Genomic DNA, 13,349 nt, shown 5'->3' on the forward strand with positions numbered 1-13,349 from the left:
GTTCAGGTTAACGCTGGAACGGATAGACCGAACCGAGCTTTAAGATTTGCGTTAATTCATCTAAAGCACTGCGTGATTCAGTGAGTAAGCTCGGATCACGCAGTTCATCCACGTGCAATTCATCGCGGTAATGCTTGTCGACCCATTGATTGAGGCGCTCGAACAAGCTGTCGCTCATCAACACATTAGGGTTCACCGCTGCTAATTCAGCTTCATTGAGCGCCACGCGTAGACGCAAACAGGCTGGACCACCGCCATTGCGCATGCTTTGTTTGACATCAAAGTAGTGGACCTGACGAATCGGTGTATCACGGGTGACCAAATCAGCTAAATAGGCCGCTACACGTGGGTTATCCTGGCACTCAGTGGGCGCAATAATGGCCATGTTACCGTTCGGTAGAGTGACCAGCTGGGTGTTAAATAAATAGGTTTGTACCGCATCGGCAACGCTGACTTCGTGATTTTTCACAGCAATAAAATGCACTGGATCAGCACCAAATTTGCGTTGAATTTCTGCCAGTTTGGCCTCGGTGTCTAAAAACGCTTGCTGATGGTAGAACAACACGTTCTGGTTACCCACCGCTATGACATCATTGTGGAACACGCCTTGGTCAATGACCTCAGGGTTCTGCTGAATGTAGACGGTGTTGTCGTCATTTAAACCATGTAAACGCGCAATTGCTTGTGAGGCTTCAAAGGTCTGTCGCGCTGGATATTTCTGCGGCGCCGGCTTACTACTATCAAAGGCATAGCGCCCAAAGGTAAAGATCTCAACCCCAGCATGGCCATAATTACTGCAGAGACGGGTATGGTTGGCGGCACCCTCATCACCAAAATGTTCGTTATCTGGTAAATGCGTATGATGTGCAAAGTACTTGCTGTTATCGAACATCGCCTGCAAAATGCGGCCGCTGGTTTCGGCTTCAAGGGACCGATGGAACTTGTTGGTGAGGTTGGCTGGGGTAAAATGCACTTTGCCATCGGCGCTGTCTGCCCCCGGCGATACCGTGGCGGCATTAGCGGTCCACATGCTCGACGCTGAGCAGACTGCTTGAAAAATGGCTGGGGCGTGCTGCGCAGCTTGTTCCAGTACGCGGCTATCGCTGCCGGTAAAACCCAACCGGCGCAGGGTGGCAATGTCTGGGCGTTCGTGTGGAGCAAATACCCCTTGCACCAAACCTAAGTCATGCAGCGCCTTCATTTTGGCTAAACCTTGCTTGGCCGCTGAGCGTGGGCTTGAAGACGCTTTGGCATTACTCAACGAGGCAACATTACCAAATGACAGCCCGGCATAATTGTGGGTTGGGCCGACGAGGCCATCGAAATTTGCTTCGTAATGACGGGTGCTCACACTGCTCTCCTAGCTGATGACGGTATTTTGGTGTCTATTATACGCACAAAATCGACCCGAGGGTAAAGCAGCAAAGGCTTTATCAATAAGGGCTGGCGAGCCCAGATGAGAAAAATTGCATGGATATGGTCAGCACACGAATTTTTATGTTTTTTGATCCCAGTGGTTGTGAAGTCGCTACAGAACAGATATATCTAAAAAAGCAATCCCACTTCGAACGCTGATCATCGCTGTTCTTAACCAAACGATAGAGAGACACATGGCAAAGTCGCTGGTAATTGTTGAATCGCCCGCAAAAGCTAAGACGATTAATAAATATTTAGGTAGCGATTTCATCGTCAAATCGAGTATTGGTCACGTGCGTGACCTACCGACCCGTACGGTTGAGTCGGTGAAAGGCAAAACTGCGGCCGAAGTGCGCAAAATGTCACCGGCGGCGAAAGAGAAATATCAGCAACAACGCGATTTTGCCAAATTAGTTGCGCGCATGGGGGTTGACCCAGTGCACGGTTGGGCCGCGCATTACGAAGTGTTGCCGGGCAAAGAAAAAGTGGTGGCCGAATTAAAGAAACTCGCCAGCAAAGCTGATGCCATTTATCTGGCAACGGACTTAGACCGCGAAGGGGAGGCCATTGCTTGGCATTTGCGTGAATTGATTGGCGGTGATGACCAGCGTTTTCAACGGGTGGTGTTCAACGAAATCACCAAAAAGGCCATTCAAGATGCCTTCTCACGCCCCTCAGCATTAAATTTAGATCGCGTTAATGCCCAGCAAACCCGGCGCTTTTTGGACCGTGTAGTGGGCTTTATGGTATCGCCGCTACTGTGGAAAAAAATCGCTCGTGGTTTATCAGCGGGGCGCGTGCAATCCGTTGCCGTGCGCCTGGTGGTGGAGCGGGAACGTGAGATAAAAGCCTTTATTCCAGAAGAATTTTGGGATATCTACGCTGATGTGAATAGCGCTGCGCAGCAGGCGTTGCGCCTGCAAGTGGCGAAATTCCGTGGCGCCACCTTTAAAGCTACCGATAAAGCCGCTGCCGATGCCGCGGTTAAAGCGCTAGAAACCGCCGCCTACACAGTCAGTGAGCGCGAAGATAAACCGACCTCAAGTCGGCCGTCGGCACCGTTTATTACCTCGACCTTACAGCAGGCGGCCAGCACGCGCCTCGGTTTTGGTGTGAAAAAGACCATGATGATGGCGCAGCGCTTGTATGAAGCCGGCCACATTACCTATATGCGTACCGACTCCACTAACCTCAGTGCCGAGGCGGTGATGAGTTGCCGTAGCTATATTGAGAAGAAATTTGGTAGTGATTATTTGCCGAGCAAACCAAATGTGTACGGCTCGAAGCAAAATGCGCAAGAAGCGCACGAGGCTATTCGGCCCTCTGACGTGGTTATTAAAGCAGAGCAGCTGAAGGATATGGAACGTGACGCACAACGTCTCTACGAGTTGATTTGGCGGCAATTTGTGGCCTGTCAGATGACACCTGCGCAGTATGATTCGACCACCATCACGGTCACCGCCGGGGATTACGAGTTAAAAGCCCGCGGTCGGGTGTTGCGTTTTGCTGGTTGGACCTTAGTGCAACCGCAAATCAACAACAAGAAAGATGACGATACCAGCTTGCCCGATGTCAAAGTGGGGGCGGCGTTGAAACTCAGTCAGCTGGACCCGCAACAACACTTCACCAAGCCGCCAGCGCGTTTTAGTGAAGCATCGCTGGTCAAAGAATTAGAAAAACGCGGTATTGGCCGGCCGTCAACCTATGCGGCAATTATTTCCACCATCCAAGAGCGTGGTTACGTGCGCGTCGATAACCGTCGCTTCTATGCCGAAAAAATGGGCGAAATTGTCAACGATCGGTTGGTAGAAAACTTCTCTCGGTTGCTGAACTACAACTTCACTGCGGAGATGGAGCAAGCGCTTGACGACATCGCCGAGGGTAAACGTAATTGGAAAGACACCCTCGACCTGTTCTATCAAGAGTTCAGTGCCAAATTAGCGCAAGCTGAAATGCCACCAGAGCAGGGTGGAATGCGCAGTAACCAGATGGTGCTGACGGATATCAAATGCCCGAGCTGTGAGCGGCTTATGGGTATTCGAACCGCCTCTACCGGGGTGTTTTTGGGTTGCTCAGGCTACGAATTGCCGCCGAAAGAGCGTTGCACGCAAACCTTGAATTTATTACCTGGCGAAGAGGCCCTCAAAGTTGCTGATGATGAGGAACTAGAAACCGAGGTGTTGCGGGCGAAGAAGCGCTGCCCATTGTGCGCCACCGCCATGGACAGCTATTTACTCGACCAACAGCGCAAATTGCATGTGTGTGGTAACAACCCCGCCTGCTCGGGCTTTGTGGTAGAACAAGGGCAGTTCCGTATTAAAGGTTATGATGGCCCGACCCTTGAATGCGACCGTTGTGGTAGCGATATGCAGTTAAAAACAGGGCGTTTTGGTAAGTATTTTGACTGTACCAATAGCGACTGTAAAAACACTCGTAAGTTACTGAAAAGCGGGTTGCCAGCGCCACCGAAAGAAGATCCGGTGGCGTTCCCGGAGCTCAAATGTGAGCAATCAGATGCCCACTTTGTCTTGCGTGATGGTGCTTCGGGGATATTTATGTCGGCCCACACCTTTCCGCGCTCACGTGAAACCCGTGCGGTTAAAGTGGCTGAACTGCAGCGTTTTAAAGATCGCATCCCGGCCAAGTTCCACTATTTGACGGAGGCGCCAAGTCAGGATGATGAGGGGCGTGAAACCATTGTGCGCTTTAGTCGCAAACAAAAAGAGCAGTATGTGATGAGCGAAGAAAATGGCAAGCCGAGTGGTTGGGTAGCGCTCTATAAGAAGGGTAAATGGCAGGTCGAGAGCGCTAAAAAAGCCAAGAAATAAGGTATTACCCTTTCGCTGTGCGCTGCCTCGCACAGCGAAAGGCGCTGCTGCTGACTTGTACTGGCCATGGGCTTGGACTAGAGTCAAAGCACATCACTATGGAGAGTGATGCAACAGCGACAAGGAGGTCATCATGCCGCCGCTCCGATTATTCAACCGTTCTGCTCGCATCCATCATTTGACTGTGCTTGGCTTGGCCTGTTGTAGCCTGTCGTTTACCACCAGCAGTGCCGCCTGGACTGGCAGCAGCGGGTGTCCCACCTTTGCTTTCGCAGCGTTGCAGGATAATCTTGGCCAAACTCACGCCGGTTCAGCACTGCAACAAGTCAGTTTTGCCCTGCAGGCGGGCTTACTACAGCCACAATTAGAGCAGCTCCTACAGCAGCAGTTTGATATTGAGGTGGTGGATTGGCAGGTGTCACCGCATTTTGGCTGGCCAGCCGATTACCGTATGCATGCGCCGAGCTGGGATGAGCTGTTAGAACGCCTGCTCAAGCCCTATCAACTGGCCATTACCCTGTATCCGAATAAGTCAGCTACGGTGCGTTATCAAAGCGCTGCTGGAGCTGCGCTATGAGACACTTAGCGCAGTTCAGTATCACCAGCGTTAGCCTGTTAGTCATCAGTGCCTGTAGCAGCTCGTCAGAGTCACTCCAGCAGGACAGCGATGAGGCCTTTCAAAAGCTGCAACAGCATTGGCTGTTAGCTGCCACGACAAATACCTCGGAGCGGGTGGCCTATAGTGACGAGCTCTACGTGCCGGCTATTGATCCCAGTCATCACCAACAGCCCAGCTGGCATAGTCGTCCGGTTGAGGTGGCGCTGGAACAGTTGTCATTAGCGGCGGTGATGCAACAAACCCTAGCTGCACATCAGGTGCGAGTGCGTTATCTCGACCCACAGTTAGCACAACAGCCGATTCAATTAGCCTATCAAGGCGATCTCGGTGGTCTGCTGCAGCACATTCAAGCGCTGTATGGTTGGCATGTCACCATTGATGAGCAGCAAGTGAGTTGGAGTAAGTTCCGCACGGCTGAATTTGATGTCGCTTTTATTGCCGGCAACACCAACTTCTTTATGGGCAATAGCGATACCCAGCAGGGTATGACAGGCAATCAGTCTGGGCAAACGAGTAGCCAACTCAGTGATATGCGCAGCGAGCAGTATTTGAATTTCTCCAGCAAAGAACTGTCGGTGTGGGACGACCTGGAACGTGCCCTAGGCTTGCTGTTGTCGGAGCATGGCAGCATTAGTATCAATCAGAGTTCGAGTTCGGTGTTGGTGCGAGACTTACCCGAGCAAGTTGCTGCGGTGGAACACTACCTACAGCAGCAGAACGAGCGTTTAACACGTCAGGTTGCCATTGACGTACAAATTATTGAAGTGACCTTTAACGACACCCAGCAATTTGCAGTGGATTGGCAAGCGTTGATGCGAACCGCGGGTGGTGAAGGGGTGTTGGGTCTCTCGTCTAACTATTTAACTACCGCTGGTGCCGTTGCTGGGCAACTCAGCTGGCAGCAATTAAGCGGGAAAGCTCAGGGTTCAGAACTGTTTTTGCAGGCTTTAGCCGAGCAAGGTTTGGTACAAACTAACAATCAACCGCGCTTACTCAGCCTCAATAACCAAATTGCAAAAATTGTTCTCGAAGATAACGCAACCTATTTAGCCGCTGCCGGTAGTACCTCAACCGCTAATGTGGGCACCTCGGAGATGCTCCAACCTGGCGTGGTCACTACCGGTTTTGAGCTCTATGTGTTGCCGAGTATTCGCGCTGGCGAAGTGATATTGCAGCTGTCTACGGAGTTATCAGATTTACAACGCATTGACGAGGTACGTTCGGGTGACCAACTGATCCAGACTCCGCACACCACGCGCAAAAAATTCTTTATGAAGGCCTTGATTGCCGATGGTGAAACATTGCTGTTATCGGGCTTACGTAATCAACGTGAGCAGCGCAATCAGCAACAAAGTTGGTGGAGCTTAGCGCTTGGTGGCAATGACGATAATCAGCAGCGTCGCAGCGAGACATTGGTGTTGTTGACGCCACGTATCATGGCCCGAGTTAAACCATCATGACCGGGCTGTGGTTGATCAATGGTTGGCGCCAGCAGTGCGGCAGCCGAAAGCAGGTGTTGCTGCAGCTACAACAGGCTAAGGCGCTTGGCTTTGATAGCTATTGTATGCAGCGCATCGGTCAACACTGGTGGTTGTGTTGCGCTCCGCTGGGAGCTCGGCAGCAACAACAGCACGACTTAGTCGTAGCGCTGCGTCAGCAATTTCAGCTACACAACCAATTATTAGCGCTGCTGCCACATCAACAGAAAATCCTCTGTGTTAGTTGGGATCAGCAGCAATTGCTATGCGCAATTGCGGTGAATAACGATGCCAGCGGGCAGCAACAATTACTGTTAGTGCTAAGAGGATTGCAACTGCGCTCACGGTTTCAACCGCTGTTACTCACCAGTGCTGATTTACCTGACTGTTTGTTGCACTGTCAGCAGCAGTTCGGTAGCACCGAGCAGCAGCTGAATCTGGCGCAGCTCAAGCCTAGCAAAAGTTCGCTGCTACTGAGTTTAAATCAGCCTCCGAGCTGGCGTCGGCGCCGCCAGTTGCTGCTCGCCAGCCTCAGCGTTATCAGTTTGATTGCGGCGCTCAGCTGGCACTTTTGGCCGCCACAGCGGCAACCTCAAACCATGGTAGATAGCGCTGTGGTGGCCCCACCACTAGTTGGTGCTGGGGTTGATGTATTGCTGCTGGTGCGTGAACAATTGCAGCAGTTGGAGCTGTTAGCTGGATGGCACTTACAGCAGCTCAGTTTAAGTGGGGCGCAAATGCAGGTTGAGCTGAGCCAAGATTATGGCCGCTTTGGTGAACTGCAACAGCAACTACAGCAGCATTGGCAGCTCGTCCAAGCTGGGCAACAGGTGCAATTGACACGCAGTTTTACGCTACTCAATGGCGACCTGCAGTTTGCTCAAAACCTCGATGATGCCGCGCAACAGCTGCAGCAACAGGTGCAGCAATTATTTCCAGAGGTGCACTGGCTGCTCGGCAGCGCTGGGCAAAATTCGCACTATCAATGGCAAGATGTCAGTGTCAATTTTAACAGTTGGTATTGGCTTGAACTAACCGAGCTACAACAGTTGCTGCAAGGTTTTGATGTGCGCGTTCTGCAACTGCAGTTGCGTCGACAACCGCAGCAGAGCATAGCTTTGCAGCTACGAATTTATCAGCCACTTAGTCAAGGAGATGACGATGATTCAACTATGGATGTTAGCGCTGGCATTTAGCAATAACGCGATAACAGCGCAGCCGAACAACCCTGCTTACGAGCGTATCAAGGCCCTACGGGCGCAAGAATTGCAAGAGTTGCAAGCCGCCTCACGAGCACGACAAATGCAGCACGAATTAACCGTCGCCGAGGCGCAACAGCAAATTCAGCAGCTCGGACGCGGGCCGGTAAGTGTCGCCCAAACCGGGCCGGCATTGCAGGATTATGAACTGCTCGGCGTGGTGCAGGGCGCGCAACAACTGGTGGTACTTCGCCATCAACAGCAGTTACTCCGTTTAGTGCCTGGCGAAGCCGACGCCAGTGGCTTGACCGCAACCATTGATCGCGCGCATGTGCGCTTGAGCCGTGGACAAGAGCAGCACTTAATTGAATTACCAAGAGGCTGGTGACATGCACATCATCAGCCCCCATGAGTTAGCTGATTTAGTCATTGCTGAGCCGCTGTTAGAGAGTTGTTTGCAGTACACCGATACTGGCATGGACAATGACAGCGCTGCCTTAGTAAGCGAAGACGGTCTATTGATATGTTCAACGGCAGCCTGGCAGAGTAACTCCATAAGTCTTGTTAATTTGCAGCAGTTACAACAGCTACGTCAGTTGCCGGTAAGGGGCTATCTATTAGCTGATGCGAGCGATATTCGCAGTCGTTTACATGATGCCGATGCACTGCGCCAGCGGCAGCAGCATAACCCGCTCAATCTTGATCACACCCGTGCGCAGCAAGCGCTGGAAGATTTAGTGCAACAAGCCTTGCAGCGTGACGCCTCGGATATCCATTTGTTATTTGATCATGAACATGCCAGTTTGGCGTTTCGGGTACACGGTCGGATGGTTGGGCGGGTAGCGCGCAGCCGTGAAACCCTTGCAGCGGCAATAGCTGCGGCATTGAATACCCGTTCGGATGATTTTCATGAGCTGTTTGATGAGCAGCGTTTGTCGAGTGCCAGTATCAATCTCAGTGTGTTGCTTGACGGAAAGCCACAACGAATTCGGCTGCGGGTGCAGAAGTCACCAACCCGTAATGGCTTTGCAGTGACCATGCGTATTCAATGTGAACAGGCACAAATCCCTAATTTGTCTGACTTGGGCCTAGCGCCAGAGTTGGTTCAACAGTTACAACAGTTGCTCTGTCAGCCAGCGGGTTTAATTATTGTGGCGGGCCCCACCGGGCAGGGTAAAACCACCACCTTGGCGGCGATGAATCGAGAATTACCCAGCACCCATAAGATTATTAGCCTGGAAGATCCGATCGAAATTATTCAACCGCACATCGAGCAAAAACCGGTTATCGCCGATCATCCAGAGTTGAATTTTGCCAATATGGTGAAGGTGGCATTACGTGAAGATCCGGATGTTATCTCGATTAGTGAGATCCGCGATGCGGGCACTGCTACGGCCGCCTATACCGCGGCATTAACCGGCCATTTAGTGACCGCTACGATTCATGCTCATGATTGCTTTGGGGTGCTGCAACGGCTGATGGATCTTGGCGTATCAGCTACTGCACTGGCACAACCTGGGGTGTTACGGGCGATTATTGCCCAACGCTTGGTGGCCTTGCCCTGCCAAGTCTGTGGCGCTAGCGGATGTGTTGAATGCCAACACAGTGGTGTGCGCGGCCGGCAGTTAGTGATGGAAGTGTTGCCAGCCACCAGTGCGGTTGCCGACGCGCTGCGGACCGATAGCTTGAGTACCTTGCGTCAGCAACTGCTGCAGCAGGGTTGGCAAGCGCTCGAGCCACAACTGATGGAGCCCGTGTCATGCGACTAGCGCGCAGTCGACAACTGGCTTTGTTAGAAGATTTCGCTCTCGCCTTGCATGATGGTCTTAGCCCGCTGCAGGCCACTATCGAATTAGCGCAGCATGCCCAACAATATGGTTTGCGTGAAGAGTTAGCGCTCAGTGAGGGAATTTTGCAGGCACTGAATCAGGGGCATAGTTTTGCCAGCGTACTGCCACAATGGTTCGACCGCGATCTGTGCATGCTGGTCAGTGTTGGTGAGCATAGCGGGGTGCTGGAGCAACTATTGCAGCAGCATCGGCAGTTTGAACTGCAACGGCAACAGGCTCAGCAACAGTTCTGGCGGCCACTCATCTATCCTTTGATTATGGTATTTATCGCTGCCTGCGCAAGTTTGTTAATTGGCCGGCAAGTGATGCCTAAGTTGGCGACAGGCTTGGATCCTGAGCAGTGGCCGCTACTCAGTGAAAGTTTATTGCTGGTCAGTGCTGGTCCCAGTTTACTGCTGTTATTGCTGGCGGTAGCACTGCTGGTATTGCTCAGCTGGGGGCCATCAGCACTGATTGACTGGCGCTGGAGTTGGTGTCGTTGGTTGGCTGCCCGCGGTGCCTTCACCATTCGTCGATATTTTAATGCGGTGATGTTACTGCAGACCATTACGGTCTTGTTACAAGCGCGCTTAAATTTAGATCGGGCACTGCAGGCGATTGAGCGCTTTGGTGATAGCAGTATGGGCTACGTCAGTCAGCAGATGCGTCAGCGCTTGGCGCAGGGAGAGCGACAACTTGGCCGAGTATTTGGCAGTGCTCTGCTATCACCACGAATGCTATTTCGACTCAGTAATGGCAGTCGAAATGCAACCGAACATGGCACTTTATTGCGTGTTGCGAGCTACGCTGGCGCTGATGCAATTGCTGCACTTAGGCGTTTGCGAGTGAGCTTACAGGTAGTGTGCTATGTGCTGATTTTTCTGCTGTTGGCGTTAGTTCTTGGCGGTATGGGAGCAATGTTGATGGCGGTGACTCAGCAAACCATGATGTAACCATAACTTAGCATGATTTACAGGATTCATTCACAAGGAGCGTTACCTATGCGTAAGCAACGAGGTTTTACCTTTATCGAAGTACTCACCGTGTTATCCATTATTGCCATTGCCACCATCGGTAGCTTGGCGGTGCGCGATTGGGCAGTTGGCAATTCACGGGTTAGCGAAGCCAAAAGCCAAATAATAACGATTCAATCGGGTACCCAATTATGGCGCCCGAAAAATGGTAATTTCACCGGTATTAGCATGGCCTCTATGTCTGGAATTGCGGCAGTGCCAGAAAGTTGGGGGGCTGGCGCTGAACTCAACCCTTGGGGTGGCGATATTACTGTCGCTGTGGATAGCGCTGATGCGACGCGTTACCTGGTGACACTAACTGGCATTGACCAAGCTGGTGAAGGTGCACGGTTAGCGCGTGATTTTCAGGACTATGCGGTCGATACAACCTTCAGTAACGGCACTTTAATTGTACGTTTCCAAGGCTGATCGTATGCGCGTTCAGCTTGGTTTTGGCTTACTGGAGGTCCTTATGGTTCTTGCATTGGCCGGTACCTTGACCATCACCGGCTGGCAACTGCTACCACGATTTTCTGCGTCAACTGGGTTCGATCAGCCATTACAACTGAACGCTACCGAACAGGCCAAACTGCAGTTGTTGCGCTTACAAGCGCAGCAACGGCAGTTGTTGATGCAGCAACAGGGAGGTTAGGGCATGCGCAGGTACAGCGGTTTTCTATTACTGGAGTTCATGGCAGCAATTACCCTAGTGGCTGGTTTACTGTTAGTGGTGGGGCAGTGGTGGCAGCATCAACAGCGACTAGAACAGCGTCAGCAATGGCTGCAGCACACTGAGTATCTATTGCAGCGGGCGGAACAATTTTGGTTGCAACAGGGGCGACCAGCAACCGCTATCAATGAGTTATTAGCGCCGCAGGAACTTAGTCAATTAGCCTTACCATGGCAGCAGCCATGGCAATTAGTTGCTACTGAGAGTGTCTTAAATTGGCGTATTACGGCTCCCAGTCATCAGCAGGCTAGTTGGTTTAGCAGCCAGTTTCAGGCGGCTACACAGAGTGGCCAGCAGGTGACGATTCAGCAGTGGGGCCCGTTATCGAGTGCGCCACAGGATCAGTATCTGCATCGCGTTGCGCGACCCGAACAACCCGAGCTCAATAGCATGCAGACACATTTGCACATGCAAGGGCACAACGTACTCGGTATCGGAACGCTATCGGCGGCAAAAGCAGGATTTCAGCAGTTGCGCAGTGATGCTGTGCTAGTCAACAGCGCACGCATCATCGAATTACAGACCGATCTGTTAACCGCTACCGCGGTGCAGACTCCTTATGGTGATTTACAAACTCTGCTGCAACGCATTGAAGACTTCGATGCGCTGTGGCAAGAATGTCGTGCCGGTGGCGGTTGTCAGTGAAGCGCCAGCATGGCCAAGCGGTGATTGAAACGACCATTATATTGCCACTCGTTGTGCTTGCCAGTTTGCTCATGGTTCAGCTGATTTGGATTGCTTGGTGGCAACATAACTTGGTACTTGCCAGTAATTATGCGCTGCGCACAGGTACAATCAATTCGCTGCATAGCGGTGCGATGCGGACCACACTAGCCGCTGGCATGACTGCCGTACAGCCGCAACTGAGCGCGACTGGCGACCAGCAAGAGGGTAATTACCGGCGGCTATTAAGCGCGCTACTGAGGAGTCAATTATGGTCGCAGTGGGGGGCTCGTATTGAAGTGATACAACCGAGTCGAAAGCTGCTCAACGTCCATGACGGCGCTATTGTGGTCGACCATAACGGCTTGCGTTATCAAACCAGTAACGATCAACCAGCCTATGTTGCCGCCCGCACCGTGGAACTAGAAATTTGGTGGTGTATGCCGTTGCATGTGCCGCTGGCGGCGGATGCCTTAGCGGCCTTGCGAACGCCAGTGGGTCATGCGGTACAGCGCTTCTGTCAGCAACGGCAAAGCCTGAGTGAAGCGCCGCTATGGGGCCTGCGGTATCGCCTGAAAGGGCCGCTCTTAAGTCGCTATGACGGAGCTGATTAAGCTTCTGGGGCGTGCCAGGTATCGCATGCCTGCAGGGTATTTTGCAGCAAGGTAGCCACGGTCATTGGCCCTACACCACCGGGTACTGGGGTGATAAATGCGGCACGCTCAACAGCCACGGCAAATTCAACATCGCCGACCAGACGGCCGTTAGCCAAACGATTGATACCCACATCGATGACTGTGGCGCCAGGCTTGATCCAGGCGCCAGGAATAAAGTTGGGTTTACCAACCGCCACCACCACCACATCAGCACGCTCTACATGAGCTTGCAAATCATGAGTGAAACGATGACAAACGGTGGTGGTGGCGCCACCAAGCAGCAATTCGAGTGCCATAGGGCGGCCAACAATGTTCGATGCACCAACCACTACGGCATTTAAGCCGTATAACGATAGCCCAATTGATTCGAACAGAGTCATCACTCCGCGCGGTGTGCAAGGTCGCAATGCTGGGTTGCGCTGTGCCAACCGGCCCATATTGAATGGGTGAAAACCATCAACATCTTTGTACGGGTTAATACGCTCTAAAATAGCTTGCGCGTTGAGTGTGGCTGGTAGCGGTAGTTGCACTAAAATGCCGTCAACTTGCGGGTCGGCATTGAGCTCATCAATTAATGCTTCGAGCTGCTGTTGTGAGGTGTCCGCAGGGAGGTCGTAGGCCATAGAGTGAATACCAACCTCTTCGCAGCCGCGGCGTTTACTGCCAACATACACTTCTGAGGCGGCGTCGTTGCCGACTAATACTACGGCTAACCCAGGAGCCCGAAGACCAGCGGCTAGCCTGGCGCTGACACGCTGTTTCACTTGGTCGCGTACCTGTTGAGCAACACCTTTACCATCGATTAATTGAGCAGTCATAAGCACCGAATCACTGAGCTAAAAAAGAGCGCTATTTTGCCACGTTTCCGCTGTTGTTTGTAGGGGTTTACCAAGCTATTCCAAGGAGATTGATTTAAAA

The 13,349-nt window shown here is 52.2% G+C and carries 13 protein-coding genes; 11 read left to right on the forward strand and 2 right to left on the reverse strand.

The window, feature by feature from the left end; translation table 11 throughout:
• Nucleotides 1–7: 7 nt before the first annotated feature.
• Entirely contained in the window at nt 8–1,351 is a 1,344-nt protein-coding gene (astB, locus tag EFO84_RS04080) for an N-succinylarginine dihydrolase (RefSeq protein WP_127346796.1), read from the reverse strand.
• Between the two features lie 259 nt (nt 1,352–1,610).
• Between astB and topA the strand changes: the two genes are divergently transcribed.
• The 11 genes from topA (at nt 1,611) to EFO84_RS04135 (ending at nt 12,389) form a co-directional block, all read left to right on the forward strand.
• The gene (gene topA, locus EFO84_RS04085; protein ID WP_127346797.1) at nt 1,611–4,244 is read left to right on the forward strand and encodes a type I DNA topoisomerase; all 2,634 of its coding nucleotides are present in this window, start codon (nt 1,611–1,613) and stop codon (nt 4,242–4,244) included.
• Between the two features lie 133 nt (nt 4,245–4,377).
• The gene (locus tag EFO84_RS04090) at nt 4,378–4,821 is read left to right on the forward strand and encodes a hypothetical protein (protein ID WP_127346798.1); all 444 of its coding nucleotides are present in this window, start codon (nt 4,378–4,380) and stop codon (nt 4,819–4,821) included.
• Entirely contained in the window at nt 4,818–6,323 is a 1,506-nt protein-coding gene (locus EFO84_RS04095; RefSeq protein ID WP_127346799.1) for a hypothetical protein, read from the forward strand. The genes EFO84_RS04090 and EFO84_RS04095 overlap by 4 nt, the downstream gene beginning before the upstream one ends.
• The gene (locus EFO84_RS04100; RefSeq protein ID WP_127346800.1) at nt 6,320–7,537 is read left to right on the forward strand and encodes a hypothetical protein; all 1,218 of its coding nucleotides are present in this window, start codon (nt 6,320–6,322) and stop codon (nt 7,535–7,537) included. The genes EFO84_RS04095 and EFO84_RS04100 overlap by 4 nt, the downstream gene beginning before the upstream one ends.
• On the forward strand, nt 7,503–7,928 hold the full coding sequence (locus EFO84_RS04105) for a hypothetical protein (protein ID WP_127346801.1): 426 nt from the start codon (nt 7,503–7,505) through the stop codon (nt 7,926–7,928). Before EFO84_RS04100 ends, EFO84_RS04105 begins: the two co-directional genes overlap by 35 nt.
• 1 nt (nt 7,929) lies before the next feature.
• Nucleotides 7,930–9,309: a GspE/PulE family protein gene (locus EFO84_RS04110; RefSeq protein WP_127346802.1), complete on the forward strand. Its 1,380-nt coding sequence runs from the start codon at nt 7,930–7,932 to the stop codon at nt 9,307–9,309.
• Nucleotides 9,300–10,322 carry a type II secretion system F family protein gene (locus tag EFO84_RS04115; RefSeq protein ID WP_127346803.1) on the forward strand — a complete coding sequence of 341 codons (1,023 nt, stop codon included), beginning with the start codon at nt 9,300–9,302 and terminating at the stop codon, nt 10,320–10,322. The genes EFO84_RS04110 and EFO84_RS04115 overlap by 10 nt, the downstream gene beginning before the upstream one ends.
• Before the next feature lie 48 nt (nt 10,323–10,370).
• Nucleotides 10,371–10,811 (forward strand): type II secretion system protein, encoded by a 441-nt coding sequence (locus EFO84_RS04120; protein ID WP_127346804.1) that lies wholly within the window; start codon nt 10,371–10,373, stop codon nt 10,809–10,811.
• Nucleotides 10,812–10,854: 43 nt separating this feature from the next.
• A complete protein-coding gene (locus tag EFO84_RS04125; protein WP_164742372.1) occupies nt 10,855–11,034 on the forward strand; it encodes a hypothetical protein in 180 nt (59 codons plus the stop codon).
• A gap of 3 nt (nt 11,035–11,037) precedes the next feature.
• Nucleotides 11,038–11,757, forward strand: coding sequence for a type II secretion system protein (locus tag EFO84_RS04130; RefSeq protein ID WP_127346806.1), 720 nt, complete (start codon nt 11,038–11,040; stop codon nt 11,755–11,757).
• Nucleotides 11,754–12,389: a TadE family protein gene (locus EFO84_RS04135; RefSeq protein ID WP_164742373.1), complete on the forward strand. Its 636-nt coding sequence runs from the start codon at nt 11,754–11,756 to the stop codon at nt 12,387–12,389. Before EFO84_RS04130 ends, EFO84_RS04135 begins: the two co-directional genes overlap by 4 nt.
• Here the strand turns inward: EFO84_RS04135 and folD are convergent.
• Complete coding sequence (gene folD / locus EFO84_RS04140; RefSeq protein ID WP_127346808.1) at nt 12,386–13,249, reverse strand: bifunctional methylenetetrahydrofolate dehydrogenase/methenyltetrahydrofolate cyclohydrolase FolD; 864 nt, start codon at nt 13,247–13,249, stop codon at nt 12,386–12,388. The genes EFO84_RS04135 and folD overlap by 4 nt on opposite strands.
• Between the last annotated feature and the right edge of the window lie 100 nt (nt 13,250–13,349).

Source organism: Pseudidiomarina mangrovi (assembly GCF_003999375.1).
GTDB classification, from domain to species: Bacteria; Pseudomonadota; Gammaproteobacteria; order Enterobacterales; family Alteromonadaceae; genus Pseudidiomarina; species Pseudidiomarina mangrovi.

Bases quoted from the DNA above. Each gene is read 5' to 3' on its own strand.
- folD (WP_127346808.1), bottom strand. From the start codon at position 13,249: ATGACTGCTCAATTAATCGATGGTAAAGGTGTTGCTCAACAGGTACGC.
- EFO84_RS04125 (WP_164742372.1), top strand. From the start codon at position 10,855: ATGGTTCTTGCATTGGCCGGTACCTTGACCATCACCGGCTGGCAACTG.
- EFO84_RS04100 (WP_127346800.1), top strand. From the start codon at position 6,320: ATGACCGGGCTGTGGTTGATCAATGGTTGGCGCCAGCAGTGCGGCAGC.
- EFO84_RS04115 (WP_127346803.1), top strand. From the start codon at position 9,300: ATGCGACTAGCGCGCAGTCGACAACTGGCTTTGTTAGAAGATTTCGCT.
- EFO84_RS04105 (WP_127346801.1), top strand. From the start codon at position 7,503: ATGATTCAACTATGGATGTTAGCGCTGGCATTTAGCAATAACGCGATA.
- EFO84_RS04095 (WP_127346799.1), top strand. From the start codon at position 4,818: ATGAGACACTTAGCGCAGTTCAGTATCACCAGCGTTAGCCTGTTAGTC.
- EFO84_RS04120 (WP_127346804.1), top strand. From the start codon at position 10,371: ATGCGTAAGCAACGAGGTTTTACCTTTATCGAAGTACTCACCGTGTTA.
- EFO84_RS04110 (WP_127346802.1), top strand. From the start codon at position 7,930: ATGCACATCATCAGCCCCCATGAGTTAGCTGATTTAGTCATTGCTGAG.
- EFO84_RS04130 (WP_127346806.1), top strand. From the start codon at position 11,038: ATGCGCAGGTACAGCGGTTTTCTATTACTGGAGTTCATGGCAGCAATT.
- EFO84_RS04090 (WP_127346798.1), top strand. From the start codon at position 4,378: ATGCCGCCGCTCCGATTATTCAACCGTTCTGCTCGCATCCATCATTTG.
- topA (WP_127346797.1), top strand. From the start codon at position 1,611: ATGGCAAAGTCGCTGGTAATTGTTGAATCGCCCGCAAAAGCTAAGACG.